General features: G+C 72.2%; 15 protein-coding genes. 2 read left to right on the forward strand and 13 right to left on the reverse strand.

Annotated elements, in window-relative coordinates; genetic code table 11:
• Positions 1–306: 306 nt before the first annotated feature.
• Entirely contained in the window at positions 307–1,314 is a 1,008-nt protein-coding gene (locus tag ACWD0J_RS38125; protein ID WP_451500460.1) for a stage II sporulation protein M, read from the reverse strand.
• Between the two features lie 131 nt (positions 1,315–1,445).
• Between ACWD0J_RS38125 and ACWD0J_RS38130 the strand changes: the two genes are divergently transcribed.
• Entirely contained in the window at positions 1,446–2,468 is a 1,023-nt protein-coding gene (locus tag ACWD0J_RS38130; protein WP_451500471.1) for an RDD family protein, read from the forward strand.
• Positions 2,469–2,517: 49 nt separating this feature from the next.
• Here the strand turns inward: ACWD0J_RS38130 and ACWD0J_RS38135 are convergent, their stop codons facing one another.
• From ACWD0J_RS38135 to ACWD0J_RS38175, 9 genes are all read right to left on the reverse strand, one after another.
• Positions 2,518–3,132, reverse strand: a complete 615-nt coding sequence (locus ACWD0J_RS38135; protein WP_451500461.1) for a hypothetical protein — start codon at positions 3,130–3,132, stop codon at positions 2,518–2,520.
• A 217-nt stretch (positions 3,133–3,349) separates the two neighbouring features.
• Positions 3,350–4,807, reverse strand: coding sequence for an adenosylhomocysteinase (gene ahcY, locus ACWD0J_RS38140; protein WP_451500462.1), 1,458 nt, complete (start codon positions 4,805–4,807; stop codon positions 3,350–3,352).
• A 509-nt stretch (positions 4,808–5,316) separates the two neighbouring features.
• The gene (locus ACWD0J_RS38145) at positions 5,317–6,297 is read right to left on the reverse strand and encodes a cation diffusion facilitator family transporter (protein WP_451500463.1); all 981 of its coding nucleotides are present in this window, start codon (positions 6,295–6,297) and stop codon (positions 5,317–5,319) included.
• A gap of 130 nt (positions 6,298–6,427) precedes the next feature.
• On the reverse strand, positions 6,428–7,579 hold the full coding sequence (gene manA, locus ACWD0J_RS38150; RefSeq protein WP_451500464.1) for a mannose-6-phosphate isomerase, class I: 1,152 nt from the start codon (positions 7,577–7,579) through the stop codon (positions 6,428–6,430).
• Between the two features lie 77 nt (positions 7,580–7,656).
• On the reverse strand, positions 7,657–8,784 hold the full coding sequence (locus tag ACWD0J_RS38155; protein ID WP_451500465.1) for an SIS domain-containing protein: 1,128 nt from the start codon (positions 8,782–8,784) through the stop codon (positions 7,657–7,659).
• Positions 8,785–8,845: 61 nt separating this feature from the next.
• Entirely contained in the window at positions 8,846–9,016 is a 171-nt protein-coding gene (locus tag ACWD0J_RS38160) for a Trm112 family protein (protein WP_123624709.1), read from the reverse strand.
• A gap of 290 nt (positions 9,017–9,306) precedes the next feature.
• Positions 9,307–10,671 carry a phosphomannomutase/phosphoglucomutase gene (locus ACWD0J_RS38165; protein WP_451500466.1) on the reverse strand — a complete coding sequence of 455 codons (1,365 nt, stop codon included), beginning with the start codon at positions 10,669–10,671 and terminating at the stop codon, positions 9,307–9,309.
• A 140-nt stretch (positions 10,672–10,811) separates the two neighbouring features.
• The gene (locus ACWD0J_RS38170) at positions 10,812–12,428 is read right to left on the reverse strand and encodes an L-lactate permease (protein WP_451500467.1); all 1,617 of its coding nucleotides are present in this window, start codon (positions 12,426–12,428) and stop codon (positions 10,812–10,814) included.
• 136 nt (positions 12,429–12,564) lie between these two features.
• Positions 12,565–12,990 (reverse strand): DUF3499 domain-containing protein, encoded by a 426-nt coding sequence (locus ACWD0J_RS38175; RefSeq protein ID WP_451500472.1) that lies wholly within the window; start codon positions 12,988–12,990, stop codon positions 12,565–12,567.
• Between the two features lie 291 nt (positions 12,991–13,281).
• On the opposite strand from ACWD0J_RS38175, the gene ACWD0J_RS38180 reads away from it, so the two are divergent.
• The gene (locus ACWD0J_RS38180) at positions 13,282–13,731 is read left to right on the forward strand and encodes a metallopeptidase family protein (RefSeq protein ID WP_451500468.1); all 450 of its coding nucleotides are present in this window, start codon (positions 13,282–13,284) and stop codon (positions 13,729–13,731) included.
• A gap of 90 nt (positions 13,732–13,821) precedes the next feature.
• Here the strand turns inward: ACWD0J_RS38180 and ACWD0J_RS38185 are convergent, their stop codons facing one another.
• The 3 genes from ACWD0J_RS38185 to ACWD0J_RS38195 form a co-directional block, all read right to left on the reverse strand.
• On the reverse strand, positions 13,822–15,309 hold the full coding sequence (locus ACWD0J_RS38185) for a DUF5719 family protein (RefSeq protein WP_451500469.1): 1,488 nt from the start codon (positions 15,307–15,309) through the stop codon (positions 13,822–13,824).
• Positions 15,306–19,001, reverse strand: coding sequence for a glycosyltransferase (locus ACWD0J_RS38190; RefSeq protein WP_451500470.1), 3,696 nt, complete (start codon positions 18,999–19,001; stop codon positions 15,306–15,308). Before ACWD0J_RS38190 ends, ACWD0J_RS38185 begins: the two co-directional genes overlap by 4 nt.
• A gap of 210 nt (positions 19,002–19,211) precedes the next feature.
• Entirely contained in the window at positions 19,212–19,475 is a 264-nt protein-coding gene (locus tag ACWD0J_RS38195) for a WhiB family transcriptional regulator (RefSeq protein WP_010034659.1), read from the reverse strand.
• Between the last annotated feature and the right edge of the window lie 328 nt (positions 19,476–19,803).

The raw sequence follows: 19,803 nt of genomic DNA on the forward strand, positions 1-19,803 counted from the left end.
TCTATCAGATCCTTTTCCGATCCGATTTCCTCGGTGCTTTCCAGGTTCCCGCTTCCGCGTTTCCCTTTCCGGCGACTCCGACTTTATCAGAAGTTTTTGACCGGACTGACCGGTCATCCGTTTCCGATTCTTCGGGAAGAGGCTTCTTCGAAATCAAGTTTCTAGAAGCGACAGACACTCACCGCTGTCGAGCCGGATCGAGCCGAGCTCCAGACAACTGTTTGAATCTACCTCCCCACGCGCTCCGTGTCAACGGCTCTTGTGGGGCGAAGGAGACAGTAGCAGCTCGGCAGGGGCGTCCGCACATCAGGCGGCAGTCGGGACCGTGGCGCTGCGCTCGGCTGCCTCGACGTCGCCGGTGTCGCCGGCGCGGGCGGCACGACCGCCCAGGACGTAGACGTAGGCGAGGAAGACCAGCTCGGCGGCGACGCCGATGCTGATGCGGGCCCAGGTGGGCAGGCCGGAGGGGGTGACGAAGCCTTCGATGGCGCCGGAGACGAAGAGAACCAGCGCGAGGCCTATCGCCATCCCCACGGCGGCCCGGCCTTCCTCCGCCAGGGCCGAGCGCCGGGAGCGCGGGCCCGGGTCGATCAGGGTCCAGCCCAGACGCAGGCCTGTGCCGGCGGCCACGAAGACCGCGGTCAGTTCGAGCAGGCCGTGCGGGAGGATGAGGCCGAGGAAGGTGTCGAGGCGGCCGGCCGACGACATCAGCCCGAAGCCCACGCCGAGGTTGAGCATGTTCTGGAAGAGGATCCAGAGCACCGGGAGACCGAGGAATACGCCCAGGACGAGGCACATGGCGGCCGCTTGCGCGTTGTTCGTCCATACCTGGGCGGCGAAGGAGGCCGCGGGATGGCTGGAGTAGTACGTCTCGTACTCGCCGCCGGGCCGGGTGAGCTCGCGCAGCTCGTCCGGGGCCGCGATGGTGGCCTGGACCTCTGGGTGGGTGCCGATCCACCAGCCCAGGAGCACCGCGACGATCGTGGACAGGAGCGCTGTGGGCACCCACCAGTGGCGGGACCGGTAGACCGCGGCGGGGAAGCTGTGCGCGAGGAAGCGTGTGACGTCGCGCCACGAGGCGCGTCGGGTGCCGGTCACGGCGCTACGCGCGCGTGCCACCAGCTGGCTGAGCCGACCGGTCAGCTGTGGGTCGGGAGCGCTGGACTGGATCAGGGACAGGTGGGTCGCGGTGCGCTGGTAGAGGATGACGAGTTCGTCGGCCTCGGCTCCATTGAGGCGGCGCTGACGACGGAGCAGGGCGTCGAGGCGGTCCCACTCGGCTCGGTGAGCGGTGACGAAGACGTCGAGGTCCATCGGTTGGCCTGCTCCTCGGGCTGGTCGTCGGCGGTTCGTCGCGGAGGTCAGCTTGTCGTACTGCGGTGCGATGCGCCCTCAGCTTGGCAGACTGGCCGTTCACAGGGCAGGTCAGGGGAAGGGCGGCGGACATGAGTGAGCTGGTGACGGGCGAGGCGGTGACGCTCGAGTTGAGGCCTGCGAGGCTGCCCAGCAGGGCGCTGGCCGTATTGATCGATCTGGCCGTGACCATCACCGCCTACATCGTCGTGACCATCGTCCTGATGGTTTCCACCGCTTCCTTGGACGAGGCGGCGCAGATCGCTCTGTCGATCGCGGCGTTCCTCCTGGTGCTGGTGGGCGGGCCGATAGCGGTCGAGACGCTCAGCCATGGGCGCTCGCTCGGGAAGATGGCATGCGGGCTGCGCGTGGTGCGGGACGACGGCGGGCCGATCCGGTTCCGGCACGCGCTGGTGCGGGGGGCGATCGGGACGGTCGAGATCCTGATGACGTTCGGGGTCGTCGCCTGCGTCGCTTCACTCGTGTCCGCTCGTGGGCGTCGGCTGGGCGACGTGTTCGCGGGCACTCTGGTCGTACGGGAACGGGTGCCGGCCGCGCACGTGGGTTTCGTGCCTCCGCCGCCGCCATGGCTGTCCGGGCGCTTCTCGGCGCTTGACCTGTCGGCGGTGCCCGACGGTCTGTGGCTGGCGATCCGCCAGTACCTGACGCGGATGCAGCAGCTGGATCCGCAGGTCGGCTGGGCCATGGCGGAGCGGCTGGCCACCGACCTCTCGGCCCGCACAGGGGCTCCGGTCCCGCAGGGCGTACCGCCGGCGGCGTATCTGGCGGCGGTGGTGCAGGAGCGACAGGCGCGGGAGGTTCGACGCACCTTCGGTGCTGGTGCGGCTGCGGCCCCGGCGCATACGACGGGCACGAGCGTCAGCGCCGGTGCGGGTCCGGGGCCGGGGCCGGGTCCGGGAGCAGGGGCACAGCCGGCGGCTGCCTGGCCTACGAATGGTGCGCCCGGTGTGTACGGGTCCCCGTCGGGTCCGTCCGCGGCCACTCCTGCACAGCCTGCCGTGCACGTCGCCGGGCCGCAGACTGTCGTGCCCCACGAGCCGACCGAGCGCGCCGACGACAACCGTCCCAGCACGGGGTTCGCGCCGCCGTCGTAGGTCTCCGCATACCGAGCCGGGGGGCCGGACCAAGCCGGTCCCCCCTCATTCACGCGAAAGTCGACGGCGGCGAGTCGAGGTCCTCCAGCTCGATGCCGGGTGCCGCGAGCACCACGTCGCCGGCGATGTGCACGACGTGCTGCTCGCCCGTGTCCAGGGCTGTGACCTGGTATTCCTCCACCATCAGCGGGCCGTTGTCAGTGGTGTGTGCTTCGATCTTCAGCAAGGCCCAGGACTGGTCCACGGTGCGCGGGGCGAGGACCGGGTCGGTGAAGGCGACGAGGCGTACGCGGGTGGCCGAGCTGGAAGGGGTGAGGCGCAGAAGACGGGTGGTGGCGACGAGGAATGCGGGGGACGTGCCGGTGAAGGCGTGGGCGCGGACGTTGCCTTCCGCGGCGTGTGTGCCGGTCGGGTCTGTGCGGACCCAGGTGACGCCGTCGAGGGCGGCGCCGCGGACCTGCCAGCTCGCGGCGTGGAGTTCGAGACGGATGGGGCGGCCGAGTTCGTCGAGGGTGAGGTCGACGGAGCCGCTGTGGTCGCCGGAGGGGGCGGTCAGCTGGGAGACGTAGCGCCAGCCGGAGGGGCCGGGGGCGCAGTGGAAGTGCTCTTCTGCGAGGGGGGTGTGATCGTGCGAATCGTGGAGCGAATAGCGGCCGCGGGGCATCGGGGTCCTGGGTCTTGACGGGCTGGTCCGGCCGTGAGTGGCCAAAGGGGCAGGCCCCCGGCACGGGGGTGCGGGGGGCCTGCCTCGGAGGGCCTGCTGGTGGTGAGCGCGTCAGCGCACCGGTGCGCTCATCACGGAGTGCGGTCTGTGCTCAGCGGCCGAGCCGCTCAGCGGAGGGAAGACTCTCGCTGAGCTGCCCGGCGGCGGAGCGGTCCGGTCAGTAGCGGTAGTGGTCCGGCTTGAACGGGCCGTCGACCTCCACGCCGATGTACGCGGCCTGCTCGGGGCGGAGCTTGGTGAGCTTCACACCGAGCGCGTCCAGGTGGAGGGCGGCGACCTTCTCGTCGAGGTGCTTGGGCAGCACGTAGACGTCGGTCGGGTACTCGTCGGGCTTGGTGAACAGCTCGATCTGGGCCAGGGTCTGGTCCGCGAAGGAGTTGGACATCACGAACGACGGGTGACCGGTGGCGTTGCCCAGGTTCAGCAGGCGGCCCTCGGACAGGACGATGAGCACCTTGCCGTCGGGGAACTTCCAGGTGTGGACCTGCGGCTTGACCTCGTCCTTGACGATGCCGGGGATCTTCGCGAGGCCGGCCATGTCGATCTCGTTGTCGAAGTGGCCGATGTTGCCGATGATCGCCTGGTGCTTCATCTTGGCCATGTCCGAGGCCATGATGATGTCCTTGTTGCCGGTCGTCGTGATGAAGATGTCGGCCTTGTCGACGACCTCGTCGAGGGTCGTGACCTGGTAGCCGTCCATCGCCGCCTGGAGGGCGCAGATCGGGTCGATCTCGGTGACGATGACGCGGGCGCCCTGGCCGCGCAGGGACTCCGCACAGCCCTTGCCCACGTCGCCGTAGCCGAAGACGACCGCGGTCTTGCCACCGATGAGGACGTCGGTGGCGCGGTTGATGCCGTCGATGAGGGAGTGGCGGCAGCCGTACTTGTTGTCGAACTTCGACTTGGTGACGGCGTCGTTGACGTTGATCGCCGGGAACAGGAGGGCGCCCTCGCGCTGCATCTCGTACAGGCGGTGGACGCCGGTCGTGGTCTCCTCGGTCACACCGCGGATCTCGGAGGCGACCTGGGTCCACTTCTGGGGGTTCTCGCCCAGGGTGCGGGTCAGCAGCTGGAGGAACACGCGGTGCTCCTCGGACTCGGCGGTCTCGATGTCCGGGACCTTGCCGTCCTTCTCGTACTCGACGCCCTTGTGGACGAGCATAGTGGCGTCACCACCGTCGTCCAGGATCATGTTCGGACCGCCGGTGGGGGTGTTCGGCCAGGTCAGCGCCTGCTCCGTGCACCACCAGTACTCCTCCAGGGTCTCGCCCTTCCAGGCGAAGACCGGGACGCCCTGCGGGTTGTCGGGCGTGCCGTTCGGCCCCACGGCGATGGCGGCGGCCGCATGGTCCTGGGTCGAGAAGATGTTGCAGGAGGCCCAGCGGACCTCGGCGCCCAGGGCGACCAGGGTCTCGATGAGGACCGCGGTCTGGACGGTCATGTGCAGGGAACCGGTGACACGCGCGCCGGCCAGAGGCTGCGCCTCGGAGTATTCCCTGCGGATCGCCATCAGGCCGGGCATCTCGTGCTCGGCGAGGGTGATCTCCTTGCGGCCGAACTCGGCCAGGGAGAGGTCGGCGACCTTGAAGTCCTGTCGGTTGTCGACAGTCGTCATGCGAACTGCTCCTCGGGTTGGGTCGAGGGTGGGTACGGCTGGTCTGCGCGGCGGCGGACACAGGGGTGCCCCGAAGAGGACACAGGCATGCCCGCGTGTGCGCAGCGCAGTCCGTCGGAGGCCCTCTCTCCCTCGGCCGGTCCGCAGGGGGACCGCCCGACCGCCATCAGCAGCGACGTCTGGCTCCCACCCAAGCTACACCGGTGGACCCGACGGTCCCCAGTCCGCCTCCGAACACATCGGGCCATCACGGCGGGCGGACCGGGCGTGCGCCGGACCCTGGCGGGGCCGGTGACGGGCGGGCCGTGGGCGGGAACAGGACGGTGGCCGCAGGTCCGGCCGGCATCTCGATGCCCGGGATCCGCTGCGGGTGCCCGTGCGGCCGGCATGGACTGCGGCCGCGTGACGACGTTCAGAGACGCGACTTACGCAGACGGAACCTGCATGGACGGGACCTATGCAGAGGGGCCCGCCGAGCGGCTCGGCGGGCTCCGTCTGCGTAGGAGCGGTCAGTGACCGGCGGGGTGGGGTGCCGGTCCGCCAGGGGTGGCCTCGCGGTCGGCGCCCTTGGCGGCCTCGGTCTTGCTGTAGATGTCGGGTTCGAGGTAGATCACACGGGCGATCGGGACGGCGTCGCGGATGCGGGCCTCGGCGGCGTTGATGGCGGAGGCGATCTCGGCGGCGGTTTCGTGGTGCTCGACGGCGATCTTGGCGGCGACCAGGAGTTCCTCGGGGCCGAGGTGGAGCGTGCGCATGTGGATGACGCCGGTGACGGTGTCGCCGTCGACGATCGCGGCCTCGATCTTCTCGACCTCCTCGATGCCCGCGGACTCACCGAGCAGCAGCGACTTGGTCTCGACGGCCAGGATGAGCGCGATCAGGATGAGCAGGATGCCGATGCAGAGGGTGCCGATGCCGTCCCAGACGCCGTCGCCGGTGGCCAGGGCCACGCTCACGCCGACCAGGGCCAGGATCAGGCCGACGAGCGCACCCAGGTCCTCCAGGAGGACCACGGGCAGCTCAGGGGCCTTGGCGTGCCGGACGAAGTCCTTCCACGACCTCTCGCCCCGAAGGGGGTTGGACTCCTTGATGGCCGTGCGGAAGGAGAAGGTCTCGGCGATGATCGCGAACACCAGGACGCCCACCGGCCAGTACCAGTGCTCGATCTCGTGCGGGTCCTTGATCTTCTCGTAGCCCTCGTAGATGGCGAACATGCCGCCGACCGAGAAGAGGACGATGGAGACGAGGAAGGCGTAGATGTAGCGCTCGCGGCCGTAGCCGAAGGGGTGCTGCGGGGTGGCCTCGCGCTTGGCCTTCTTGCCGCCGACGAGCAGCAGGGCCTGGTTGCCGGAGTCGGCGAGCGAGTGCACGGACTCGGCCAGCATCGACGAAGAGCCGCTGAAGAGGAACGCCACGAACTTCGCTACTGCGATCGCGAGGTTGGCGGCGAGTGCCGCCACGATCGCCTTGGTACCGCCTGACGCGCTCATCTGTTCGCGTTGTCCCTTCGCCTTCGTGTGTACGCGGTCGCCCAAGGATCCGGGCCTTTGCCGGTCCTTTGCCGACGGGTCATTCTTGCAGTCCGTACGGCCCCGGCGCGTCAGGTATCCACAGGGGCGGTCAGACAATCACGGTGGCTCGGAAAAGCGTGCCCGCCCCGGACACCTCGGCCTTCTCGTGCGCCGGTACGAACACGGATTGCCCGGCCGTCAGCTCGTATTCCCCCACCCGTACCGATCCCTCCGTACAGAGCAGGATCTGGGGGGTCGCGCGGGTGAGGTCGTGGGCGGCGGCGCCTTCGGGAAGGACGTACCGGGACAGCCGGAACTCGTCGATCGGGGTCGCGTAGAGCTCCTCGCCGTCCGGGGACGCCTCGGGGCGCAGCACACCGGGGTCGCTCGGCTCGAAACGGACGATGCGCAGGAGTTCGGGGACGTCGACGTGCTTGGGCGTCAGGCCGCAGCGCAGGACGTTGTCGGAGTTGGCCATGATCTCGACGCCGAGGCCGCTGAGGTAGGCGTGCGGGATGCCGGCACCGAGGAACAGGGCTTCGCCGGGCTGGAGTCGGACGTGGTTGAGGAGCATCGCCGCGATGACACCCGGGTCGCCGGGGTAGTGTCGGGCGATGTCCGCGTAGGGGGCGTAGGCGCCACCGAGGCGGGTGCAGGCGGCGGTGGCCGCGGCGACCGTGCGGGCCATCTCGTCCGGGTCGGCGGTGAGGACGGCCGTGAGCACCTCGCGCAGGGCCGCGTCCTCGGGGTGGGCGTGCAGCAGGTCGACGTACGGCTTGAGGGCGTCGACGCCGAGGCCGTCGAGGAGTCCGGCCGCCCCGGCCGGGTCCCGGAAGCCGCACAGGCCGTCGAACTCGGTGAGGGCGCAGATGAGTTCGGGCTTGTGGTTGGCGTCCTTGTAGGTGCGGTACGGGGCGTCGACGGGGATGTGCCGGCGTTCCTCGTCCGCGTACCCCTCCTTCGCCTGCTCCAGGTCGGGGTGCACCTGGAGGGACAGGGGTGCGCCGGCGGCGAGGATCTTGAGGAGGAAGGGCAGGCGCGGGCCGAACTTGGCGACGGCCGGCGCGCCCAACTCCCGTTCCGGGTCCGCGTCGATGACCTCGACGAGCGTGCCGCGTTCCGTGCGGGAGGGCGCGCCCGGGTGGGCGCCCATCCACATCTCCGCCTGCGGTTCGCCGGTCGGCTCCACGCCGAGCAGCCGCGGGATCGCGGTGGTCGAACCCCAGGCGTAGGGGCGGACGGTGTTGTCGAGGAGGTCCATGCTGTGTCTTTTTCTCCGTACGTACGCTGCTCAGCGGGCGCTGGTCGGAAGGCGCGGCCGGAAGGCTCGGGCCAAGTTCAGGCCCCTGAGGCGAGCGCCAGGTAGACGGCGGCGAAATCCGTCATGGCGATCAGTTCCGCGAGGGTCTCCAGTTCGCCACCGGGTTCGGGCTCCAGTTCGCTGATCGGCGTGTCGTGGCTGAGGGCCACGTCACGGGCGGTGGGCGCGGCGGTGAGGCCGCCGATGGGACGGTCCCGCAGCAGCACCACGCGCGCGTGCAGGGCGGGTGGCTCCTCCACGCGGTCGCGGAAGAAGTCGTCGGGGTTGGCGCTGGCGGCCAGTGGGCCCGCGAGCAGGGCGCTGTGGGCGGCGAGGGCCTCGGGCAGTTCGGCGACGACCGCCGGGGTGCCGGAGAGCTCGGCGAGGGCGGCGGCGAAACGGCGGCCGGCGGGCCCCGCGGAGGTGCCCTCGGTCCAGATGACCGGGAGGGCGTCGGCGAGTTCGGCGGCCAGGGTCTTGGCCGGGTTGCTGTAGGTCGCGATGGCGGGGCCGCAGCGCTCGGCGATCCGGTCGAGCCGGTCGGCGACCTTCCCCAGGGCGTCGGGCGGGGCGGTGAGCACGCCGGCCCGGTCGAGCAGCGCGAGGAGCGGGGTGAGCAGCGCCCACAGGACTCCGGGAGCGGACGCGGCGAGGGGTTCGTCGATGTCGTACGGGGCGGTCGCCACCGGTACGAAGAGGCCGTGGGCGCCTTCCACGGACTCGGCGAGCGGAGTGCCGGCGGGGGCCACGGCGGCGACCGTGCAGCCGCGGCGGTAGGCCGCCTCGACGAGCAGGGACAGGCCGGGCTCCGTGCCGTCCGGCGTGGCGATCAGGAGGAGGTCCACGGAGCCGGTCCAGCCGGGCAGTTCCCAGCGCAGGGCGCCGGCGGCGGGGGCGACGCCGGTGGGGGCCAGGCGGATCACGGGGCTGCCGGGGCCGGCGAGCGTGCCGAGGAGGTCGGCGGTGTGGGTGGCGGCGGCACCGGGGCCCGCGATGAGGACGGCGCGAGGACGGCCGTCCGGGTTGAGATCCTGCACACCGGCCTCGGCGGTGTACCTCACGGCCGTGCGGACGCGGGCACCGGCTTCGGCGGCGCCGCGCAGCAGGCCGCGGTGGTCGGCCTTCGAGAGCGCGTCGGGTGTGTCGAGCAGCGATTCGTTGAGCATGGGACGGCAGCCTCCGGTCGCCGGGTTCGTCGGATGCGCGGGTCTCCGGGTCGCCGGTCGCTCACCCGGGGCGGCGGGCCTCGTCGACGAGGAGGACGGGGATGCCGTCGCGGACGGGGTACGCCAGGCCGCAGTCCTGGCCGGTGCAGATCAGCTCGGTGTCCTGCTCCTTGAGGGGTGCGTGGCAGGCCGGGCAGGCGAGGATCTCCAGGAGGCCGGCTTCGAGCGGCATGGGGTGTCCCTTCGGGGCGGGTACGCGTGCGTGTGCGTGTGCGGATGTGCCTGGTCAGGGTACCGCCGGTAGGGGTGGCGTGCGGGGCGTTGGGCGGGCGGGGCCGGTGAACGGTCGGCGCGGGTGTCCGCGTCGGTGTTCTCGTCCCCGCCGCCCCTGCCTTTCCGCACGCTCGGTCTCACTCGGTGGTGCCCCGTCGTCACTGGGGGCGGTCGCCCCGCACTCCCGCTCCGGCCTGAACGGCCGCGCCCGCGAGCGCCGGACGCCGGACGGGGTGGGAGAGCCTGCCTTCAGCCCCGGATGATCCTCAGCACTTCGTCCCGCACCTTGGTCATCGTCGCTTCGTCCCTGGCCTCCGCGTTCAGGCGGAGCAGGGGCTCCGTGTTGGAGGGGCGGACGTTGAACCACCAGTTCGCCGAGGACACCGTCAGGCCGTCGAGTTCGTCCAGCTCGATGCCCTCTCGGCCCGCGTACGCGGAGCGGACGGCCAGGAGGCGGTCCGTCTGGTCGGCGACCGTGGAGTTGATCTCGCCGGAGCCGGCGTAGCGGTCGTACTGGGCGACCAGGGCCGAGAGCGGGCCGTCCTGGCCGCCGAGGGCGGCGAGGACGTGGAGGGCGGCCAGCATGCCCGTGTCGGCGTTCCAGAAGTCCTTGAAGTAGTAGTGCGCGGAGTGCTCGCCGCCGAAGATCGCGCCGGTTCTCGCCATCTCGGCCTTGATGAAGGAGTGGCCCACGCGCGTGCGTACCGGCGTACCGCCCTCCTCCTTGACGACCTCCGGCACCGACCAGGAGGTGATCAGGTTGTGGATGACCGTGCCCTTGCCCCCGTTCCGGGCGAGTTCGCGGGATGCCACCAGGGCGGTGACGGCGGACGGGGAGACCGGGTCGCCCTGCTGGTCGACGACGAAGCAGCGGTCGGCGTCGCCGTCGAAGGCGATGCCGAGGTCGGCGCCCTCCTCGCGGACGCGCTTCTGCAGGTCGACGAGGTTGGCCGGATCCAGGGGGTTGGCCTCGTGGTTGGGGAACGTGCCGTCCAGCTCGAAGTACATCGGGACGACGTCCAGCGGCAGGTCCGCGAAGACCGTCGGGACGGTGTGGCCGCCCATGCCGTTGCCCGCGTCGACGACGACCTTCAGGGGGCGGATGGAGGTCAGGTCGACGAGGGAGCGGAGGTGGGCCGCGTAATCCTTCAACGTGTCCCGCCGCGTGATCGTCCCCGGGGTCCCGGCCGGTGCCGGGGCACCCGACTCGCTCCACCCCTCGACCAGTTCGCGGACCTGGGTGAGGCCCGTGTCCTGGCCGACCGGGGCGGCGCCGGCGCGGCACATCTTGATGCCGTTGTACTGGGCGGGGTTGTGCGAGGCCGTGAACATCGCACCGGGCAGGTCCAGCGCGCCGGAGGCGTAGTACAGCTGGTCGGTCGAGCACAGGCCGATCTCGGTGACGTCCACTCCGCGTGCCGCCGCTCCGCGCGCGAAGGCGCGCGACAGGCCCGGGGACGACGGCCGCATGTCGTGCCCGGTCACGATCGCGCTCGCGCCGGTCACCTGGACGAAGGCGGCCCCGAAGAGCTCGGCCAGCGACTCGTCCCACTGGTCGGGCACGACGCCGCGCACGTCGTACGCCTTTACGAGCTGTGAGAGATCAACAGCCACGGCCAACCCTTCTGAAAGTCCTGTGGTCACCACAAACTACCCGCACCCACGGACAGCGCGGGGTGCGGAAGCCGGGTGGACTCCCAGCCGTGACCTCAGGTCAGCAGGCAGCACGTCAGCAGGCAACAGGGCAGTCGGCATCAGGGCAGCATCCAGCCCAGCACCGGTGAACTCTGCCCGACCACGATCAGGCACATCACCAGCAACAGTCCGAGGCTCCAGGGCAGCACCTTGCGCAGCAGGTCCCCCTCACGGCCCGCGAGGCCGACCGCCGCGCAGGCGATGGTGAGGTTCTGCGGGGAGATCATCTTGCCGAGGACGCCGCCCGAGCTGTTGGCCGCGGCCAACAGCTCCGGGGACAGCCCCGACTCGCGGGCGGCGGTCACCTGAAGGGCGCCGAAGAGCGCGTTGGCCGAGGTGTCCGAGCCGGAGACGGCCACGCCGAACCAGCCCAGCACCGGGGACAGGAAGGCGAGTCCCGCGCCGGCCGCCGCCACGAAGTGGCCGATGGTGGCGGCCTGCCCGGAGAGGTTCATGACGTAGGCGAGGGCCAGGACGGACGTCACGGTGAGGATCGCGAACCTCAGCTCGTACACCGTGGCCGCCCACTCCTTGACCGCCACGCGCGCGTGCACGCCGAGGACGACCGCCGTGCACACTCCCGCGAGCAGCACGAGCGTGCCGCCGGTGCCCACGATCGGCCAGCTGAAGAGGTTTCCGCCGACCGGATTCCCGCCGGGGTCGACGACGTTCAGGAAGGGCCAGTCGTACGTCTGCGTCGCCTCGGCCAGCCAGTCCTTGACCACCGGGATCTGCGCGACGGAGAAGATCACGACGATCAGCGCGTACGGGGCGTAGGCGCGCACGACTTCCCGGCGCGGGTCGCTCTCGTCCAGGTCCTCGCTGCGTGCGCCGGTCAGCACGGCCGTGCGGACGGTCTCGGTGGCGGGTCTGCGCGCGTGCGGTACGGCGACCAGGGCGCCCGCGCCGGCCAAGGCGGCGGCGATGTCGGCGAGTTGCGCGGAGACGTAGTTCGAGGCGGCGAACTGGGCTATGGCGAAGGCGATTCCGCACGCCAGGGCAGGCACCCAGGTGTCGCGCAGGCCTCTGCGGCCGTCCACCAGCCAGACCAGCACCAGGGGCACGAGGAGGGCCAGCAGGGGCGTCTGACGGCCCACCACGGAGGCCACGGTGTCCAGAGGCAGGCCGGTGACCTGGGCGAGGGTGACGACGGGGGTGCCCATCGCGCCGAAGGCGACCGGCGCGGTGTTGGCGACCAGCGCGACGACCGCGGCGCGCACCGGCTCGAAGCCCAGTGCCACGAGCATGACCGAGCAGATCGCGACCGGTGCGCCGAAGCCGGCGAGGGCCTCCAGGAGGGCGCCGAAGCAGAAGGCGACCACGAGGGCCTGGATGCGCGGGTCGTCGGAGAGCCGCCCGAAGGAGCGGCGCAGGATGTCGAAGTGCCGGGTGCGGACCGTCATCCGGTACACCCACAGGGCGTTGACGACGATCCACAGGATGGGGAAGAGGCCGAACGCGGCTCCCTGGGCCGCGCTGGAGACCGTCTGGTCCAGCGGCATGCCGTACGCGAGCCAGGCGACCAGGACGGCCGCGAGGAGACCGGTGAGGCCCGCCAGGTGCGCCTTCATCCGGACGCCGCCGAGCAGGACGAGGACGGTCACCAGGGGCAGGGCGGCCACCAGGGCGGACAGGCCGAGTGAGCCGGCTACGGGTTCCAGTTCCTGGACGTACACGGGCGCCTCCCCGATTCCGTCAAGCGGAAAGCGATTTCTCGTTTCGGCTGACGGAATGGTCGTGTCCGCGACAAGCGCCCGTCAATGGGCGTGCGTGATCCGGTGACATCCACGGGGATGGAGGGGCGTGTCGTCCTCAGTTGTCCGGCGAGCGCAGTACCCGCAGATGGCCGCGGCGCGCGACCTCCATCGGGTCAGCCCCGCGCCCCATGCCCCCGCCGCTGGCCGCGCGTTCCTGGGGCCGGGCGGCCTCGCGCACCGCGTTGGCAAGCGCTTCCAGGTCGTCGCCGCTGGGCCGGGCCGGGGCCGAGCCGTCGAGGAGGCGGACGACCTCCCAGCCGCGCGGGGCAGTGAGGCGCTCGGAGTGCTCGGCGCACAGGTCGTAGCAGTGGGGTTCGGCGTAGGTGGCGAGCGGGCCGAGGACCGCGGTCGAGTCGGCGTAGACGTACGTCAGCGTCGCGACGGCGGGACGGCCGCAAGCGGTGCGCGAACAGCGACGTACAGGGCTCACGACGTTGGACGGTACCGCACTCTTGAGCGGGCCGCGACGACTCTCCCCCAGGTCACTCCACCGTGTCGTGCTGTGAAACGCCCCACACGCCCCTTCGGACACACATCACTGACCTGCGCCGACACCGGTTTTCGAGGGGGCGAACGCTCCGGGATCCGGTCACCACTCGCCACAAACCCCGTCAATTGCCTTGAGATCGGCGGTCCCGGAGGGATACGGAATCGAGCCGGACCTTGGCCGGAACGGTCAACTGGCGTCATGCGTGCGGGGGTGCGGGTGCCGTCCGCGACGCCGCGCGGGCATCGGGCACGCGAGCCTGGCGGGGACTACGCTTCAGCAGTGATGGACAACCCCGTAACGCCCCGTGCCGCCGGCCCCGGGCCCCGCCGCCGTGATCGCCACGGGCGGGGCATGCGGGGCCCGATCGCGCCTCCGCAGGTACCGCTCGCCGCGAGCCGCGCGGAGGCGTTCGCGGATCTGGTGCAGGACTCGGTGGACCGGCTGGAGCGGCGGTGGCCGCAGCTCGCCGACATCGATTTCCTGGTGCTGGAGGTACCTCGGCTCGACGGGCCCGGGCAGGCGTGGAACGACGAGGCGGTGCCCCTGGGCGGCACGATTCCCGCGCGGGAGGGGCGGCGGGCCCGGGTGATCGTCTTCCGGCGGCCGGTGGAGATCCGCACGAAGGGGCGCGACGAGCGGGCCGCGCTGGTGCACGAGATCGTCGTGGAGCAGGTCGCGGAGCTGTTGGGGCTGACTCCCGAGACGGTGGACCCCCGGTACGGCGAGGACTGACCCGTCCGTCCCGGACCGTCGCGCCGGTCCCGGGCCGTCATGCCGGTCCCGGGCCGTTGCGCCCGTTCCGTCCGTCCCGGGAGGGACGGCCTACTCCTGCAGCACCGACAGGTCCTCGTCCGCCTCCGGTACCGCCACCGTTCCCCGGTCGTCGGGAAGGGTCTGGATCGTGAAGCCCGGGACGCCGTCCTCGGTGACCGCCAGGGTGCGGGCCGCGTAGACCCGGCCGCCGGAGACCGGCTCGACCGTCAGCGCGTAGGTGCCCTTCAGGCCGCTCGGGACCGGGGCCTCGACGTCCTGGGTGGTGCCCGCCTTGATCGTGAACGTCTTCGACGCGGGCGTGCCGCCGTCGCTGCCCGCCGAGGCGGTGACCTTGACCTGGGCGGCGCGGCCGGTGGCGGTCAGGGAGAGGGTGGTGCCCTTGGAGCTGTTGTCGGCGGACGTCGCGCGCGTGCCGACCGGGGCGGTGGCCGGGATGAACGCCGTCTCCTGGTCGTCGCCCTTGCCGCGGACGACCCGCAGGGCGGCGACCACCGGCACGGACTGGTCGGTCGGGGTCAGGACCAGGGAGCCGGCCTCGCCGCGGGTGACGTCACCGAGGTCGACGGCGGTCGTCATGCCCGCCTTCACGTGCAGCGTCTCGTTCCCGGCGGGGGTGATCGACCCGGACGGGGAGGCGAGGCTCACCTTCAGGTCGGCGTCGGAGTCACCGGGCGTGAAGGCGACCAGGCGCACGGCGGTGGCGTCCTTCGGGATGCCGGGCAGGACGAGGGTGCCCGCGGGTTCCGCGGACGCGGCCAGCCAGTCGCCGCCGAGCCGGTCGTCCAGGGCCTGCACGGCGGCGGACACGCGCCCGCTGCGGACGTTCACGTGGACGGTGAGGTTCTCCTGCTTCTCGTCCGTGAGCGTGGACAGCAGGACCGGCTCGCTGGAGTGCGGCTGGACCGTGATGCCCTCCCCCACCGTGGTCCGCAGAGCGCCGTCCTTGCCGTAGAGCTCGATGTCGACGACCGCCGCGGAGTCGTCCGGGTTGGTCAGGTGCACGTAGTCGGTGCGGTCGGCGGCCGTGCTGGCGCCCGGGAACCAGAACTCCGTGTCCGGGGCGGCGCAGTTGACGCCCTGGAGGCCGCGGCCCGTGCCCGCGGCGACCTCGGTGGTCTGCTGCAGGGTCCAGCCGGGCGCGAACTTGCCCTCGGCGGTGCCGAGCAGCGCGGGCGTGTCCGCGCCGGAGACGTCCCCCGTGACCGGGGTGCCGGGCTCCTTCGGTGTGAGGACCGGCTCGTCGGCCTTCTTCTTCCCGTCACCCTCGCCGTCCGACTGCTCGGCGGCGGGCTGGAGTTCGGCGGTGCCGTCGCTCGCGGTGCCCTTGGTGACGGGCGTGAAGGACGTGTACGACGTCTCCGCGAGGTCGGAGAGGCTGGGGGCCGGGCACAGCAGGCTGGTGCGCTCCACGGGCAGTTCCGTGGCCGCCTTCGCGGTGCCGGTGCCGGTGGCCTCCGGCGTGGTGAGCACGGCGAATCCGGTGACGGCGGCGAGCGCGGCGGTGCCGGCGAACAGGGACAGGGTGGTGCGGTTCACTGCTGACTCCCGTCGGGGCGCTGCTCACTGCCGTTGCCGTGCGGGTGCGGCTGCTGCTGCTCCGGGTCGTACGCCGGGTCGTACCCCTGGTCGTAACCCTGCTGCTGGTACTGCTGGCCGTAGCCCTGGTCGTACGGCGCCTGCTGGGGCCGGCCGCCGTACGCGTACGGGTCGTACTGGCCGCCCTGGTACGGGTCCGCCTGGTACGGCTGCTGGTCGTAACCGCCCTGCGGGTACTGCTGCTGGGCGCCCTGGTACTGCTGGCCGCCGTAGCCGGCGTCGTATCCGGTGTCCGCGGGCTGCGGGGTGTTGTCCCACTCGCCGTAGGACTGCTGCTGCGGGACGGCGGCCGGGACGGGGGCGGGGGCCTCCTCGGCAGAGGGAGGCGGGAACCCGTCGGACCGGCCGCCCTCCTCGGCCTCCGCCTGGGCGCGCAGACGGCGGGCCCGGCGGCCCTCGCCGGCGACGGCCTGGGCGGGGACGGCGGGCTCCTCGGGGAGGTCGTCGTCGACGTGACGGCGGCGGCCCGGCAGGGCCAGCACGACGAGGACGACGGCGAGCGCGCCCTGGGCCCACAGCCAGGCGGTGTGGGCGACGGGGGCCTCGAAGGTGACGTCCAGCCGGCCGCCGGAGGCGGGGAGCCGGAAACCCTGGGCCCAGCCGTCGACCGTGATGCGGGTGAGCGGCTTGCCGTCCAGGGTGGCCGTCCAGCCCTCGGCGGCGGTGTCGGCGAGGCGCAGGACACGGCCGTCGGTGCCGGCCGGGATCGTGGTGTGGAGGTCGACCGGGCCGGCGGCGACCGGCTGCGGGGTGCCGGACTCGGGGACGACGGTGGCGCGCGCGACCTGCTGGTCGACCCGCCACAGGGCGCTGCCGTCCTGCTGGCTGAGCCGGGACAGGCCCGGCGTGGCGTCCAGGACGCGGGTGACCTCGCGGGGCGCGCCCTTGTGCACGAGGACGTAGCGCACGGCGAACTCGCCGAGCTGGTCGGCCTGGTCGGCGCCGGAGCCGGCGACGAGGTTGGCGACCACCTTGTCGAGTCTGGCGTTCTCGCCGTCGGCGGCGGCGATCTCGGCGTCGCCGAGGCGGGCGCCGGAGCCGCGGACCAGCACGTAGCCGACGTGGGCGGCGGAGTCGCTGTCGAGGACGAGGGTGCGGGCCTGGTCGCGGGTGCCGCTCTCCTCGGCGACGAACGCGGGCACCTGCACGGGGTCGCGCCGCTCCAACGGCCCGTCGGCGCCGCCGATCATCCAGCCCGCGGCGACCAGCAGCGGGCCCGCGGCCGAGGCGAAGGCGATCAGCGCGGCGACCGGCTGGCGCCAGCCGAAGCTCTGCTCGGCCACCCGCGCGCGTGCCCCGTCGGCGCCGAGGACGGCGGCGGCCAGGAGGGCGAGGCCGTAGACGAGGGTGGCGGGACCGGCCCAGGCGGAGGCGTTGGACAGGACCGCGAAGACGAGGCCGACGAGGGCGGCGGCCCAGGCCGTCCGGATGCCGAACTGCCGCTCGGAGCGCAGCAGGGCGGCGAGCGCGGCCAGCACGACTCCGATGAGCATCAGCCCGCTGACCGTGCCGGGGCCGCCGGGGCTCATACCGAGCAGGTCGAGGGCGGAGGCCGCCGAGGTGCCGTACTCCAGGCCGGCCTCCTGGAAGAAGCCGGCCGGGAGCAGGGTCAGCGACCAGGGCGCGAGGACGAGCAGGGGGGTGCCGAGCTGGGCCAGGAAGCGCAGGCCGTAAGCGGTGATCTCGGCGCGGCGCACGGCCAGCAGGCCGGCACCGAGGATCAGCGCGACGGGCCAGATGATCGGCGTGAACGCGGTGGTGACGGTCAGCAGCAGGGCGTACGCCCAGGTGGCGCGCCAGCTGCCGCGGGCGTCGGAGGTGTGGGCGAGGCCGGCGGCCGCGGTGCCCGCGCGCGCGAGGAGCGGCAGCAGGACGGCGAGGACGGCGGTGCCGAGGCGGCCGCCGGCGAGGGCCCCGGTGGCGGCGGGCAGGAAGGCGTAGACGACGGCGGCCCACGCGCGCAGCAGGCGCGACTCGACGAGCGGGCGGGAGGCGAAGTAGGCGGTGAAGCCGGCCAGCGGGACCGAGCCGACCAGCAGGAGGGTGACCGCGAGGCCGGTGGAGCCGAACAGCACGGACCCGAGCATCGCGACGAGGGCGAGGTACGGCGGCGCGGACGGGGTACCGCCGGCGCCCACCGGGTGCCAGGCGTCCAGGTAGCGCGACCACAGCTCGCCCGAGTCGGACGGGGCGGGCAGCAGGGCGCCGCCTGCGAGCGCGCCGCCGCCGAGGAGGGCGCGGCAGGCGGCCAGGGAGACGAGCAGCAGCACCAGGAAGAGCACCGGGCCGGGCTTGCGGGCGACCCGCTTGAGACGGGCGAACTGCTCGACCTCCAGGAAGTCGGCGTCGTCACCGCCGGGCCCGGACTCGAGCCCGCCGCCGTGCCGTCCGGCACCGGAGGTGGCCTCGGGGTCGGAGCCGCCGAAGAGGTCGCCCGCGGCCTGCTCGACGGTGGCGCGGATCGTCGCGCCCGGCGGCGGGAACAGCGGCCGCATCTCGGCCTTGTCGACGGCCGGACGGCCGCGCTTGCGGCGCCCGGCGAGGATCCGCTCGGGCCGCAGCAGGGTGCCCAGCAGACCGCGGATCTCGTCGACGGCCTGTCCCGGGACCTTGCCGACCAGGTAGGCGACGGTCCGCAGCAGGGTGCCGACGACGAGTCGCAGCAGCACCCAGGGCAGCGCGGCGGTGCGCGTGTTGACGAGCAGGGTGTAGGCGGCGCCGGCCTTGTCGACCTTGTGCGGGGAGGCGGTGGTGCGGCCGGCGCAGTCCACTGCGCGGCGCTCGCGCGAGGCGGCCTCGGCGTGCCGGACGACGGCTTCCGGGGCGATCAGGACCCGGTAGCCGGCCGCGTGGGCGCGCCAGCACAGGTCGACGTCGTCACGCATCAGGGGCAGCCGGCGGTCGAACCCGCCGAGCTGTTCGAACACGTCGCGGCGGATCAGCATGCCCGCGGTGGAGACGGACAGCACGGACCGGACGTGGTCGTGCTGCCCCTGGTCCTGTTCGCGGCGGTCCAGGCCGGTCCAGCGGCGGCCGGAGTGGGCGATGCTGACGCCGACCTCCAGCAGCTGCCGTCGGTCGTACCAGCCGCGGAGCTTGGGGCCCACGACGGCGACGTCGTCCCGGCCCAGTTCGTACTCGTTGTCCACCACCCGCAGCAGCTGCGCCAGGGCGTCGGGGTCGGGGGCGCAGTCGTCGTGCAGCAGCCACAGCCACTGCACCGGCTCTCCGTGCGGGAGCTCGGGCAGGTCGTAGGCGTCGTCGCGCCAGGTGCGCGTGACGGGGTCCCAGCCGCTCGGCCGCTTCAGGTACGGCAGCTCTTCCGGGGTGAGCACGGGGGCGGTGCGGTCCGCCTCCGCGACGGCCTGGCCGAAGCCGGTGCGCCGGGCCAGGTGCAGCACCCGGTCGGCGCCGAGGGCGTCGGTGACCAGCTGCGCGGAGTCGTCCGCGCTGCCGGTGTCGGCGCCCACGGCGAACTGCACGGGGCGCTCCTGGCCGAGCAGCCCGGTAAGCGCGTCGGGCAGCCAGCGGGCGCCGTCGTGGGAGACGAGGACCGCGGTCACCACATGACGCGGGAACTCAGGTGTGGCAGCGGTGTCTTGCTGGGCTGCCGTGTGGCTGTGCACGGACATCGAGGTACGGGCCCCGGTTCGGTGGACTGCGGTGGACGCCTGTGCCCCGAGAGGGCGGCGAGGCGTCTCGGACGAGCGCCCACACTATCGGCTGGGCATGACGGCGGCCCGCCGCCTGTGGATAACCCACCTGCGACGGGCCGCTCGTGAACGGATGCAGGTACCGGCGCTCGTCCCGCGGGACCGGGCGGCCTGCGGAGGCCGGGGCCGTCAGACCGCGGCCTTCTTCAGCCGGCGCCGCTCACGCTCGGACAGGCCGCCCCAGATGCCGAAGCGCTCGTCGTTGGCGAGGGCGTACTCCAGGCACTCGGAGCGGACCTCGCAGGCGAGGCAGACCTTCTTGGCCTCTCGGGTGGAGCCGCCCTTCTCGGGGAAGAAGGACTCGGGGTCGGTCTGGGCGCACAGCGCGCGCTCCTGCCAGCCGAGTTCCTCGTCCGCGTCGTCGACCAGCAGTTGCTGCACCGTCTCGGTCATGTGCGCCCCTCGTCTGTCTACTCGCGTCCCCGTGATGCGGCCGTTACCGATTTCGGCTGAACGACACGAGTGAAATTACAAGTGTGCTGCTCCGGGCGAGTCAAGCCGAGATCTGCTATTGGGTCCCTTATTCACTCTGCGGAACCAAGGCTTTGCGGAAAGTGTTCAAATCGGCATAAACCTTGACACGCAGACGGAACCCGAGCGGACGCCTCGTGCCGCGCAGAGCCTTTCCGGACCTGTACGGAGCAGGACGCCCAGGAGGTCGATCTCGTTCCGACGCGCGCGCCGAAGAGAACCGGATCACAATCGGATCACGGAATCGCAT

This window comes from Streptomyces sp. NPDC003011, assembly GCF_053591515.1.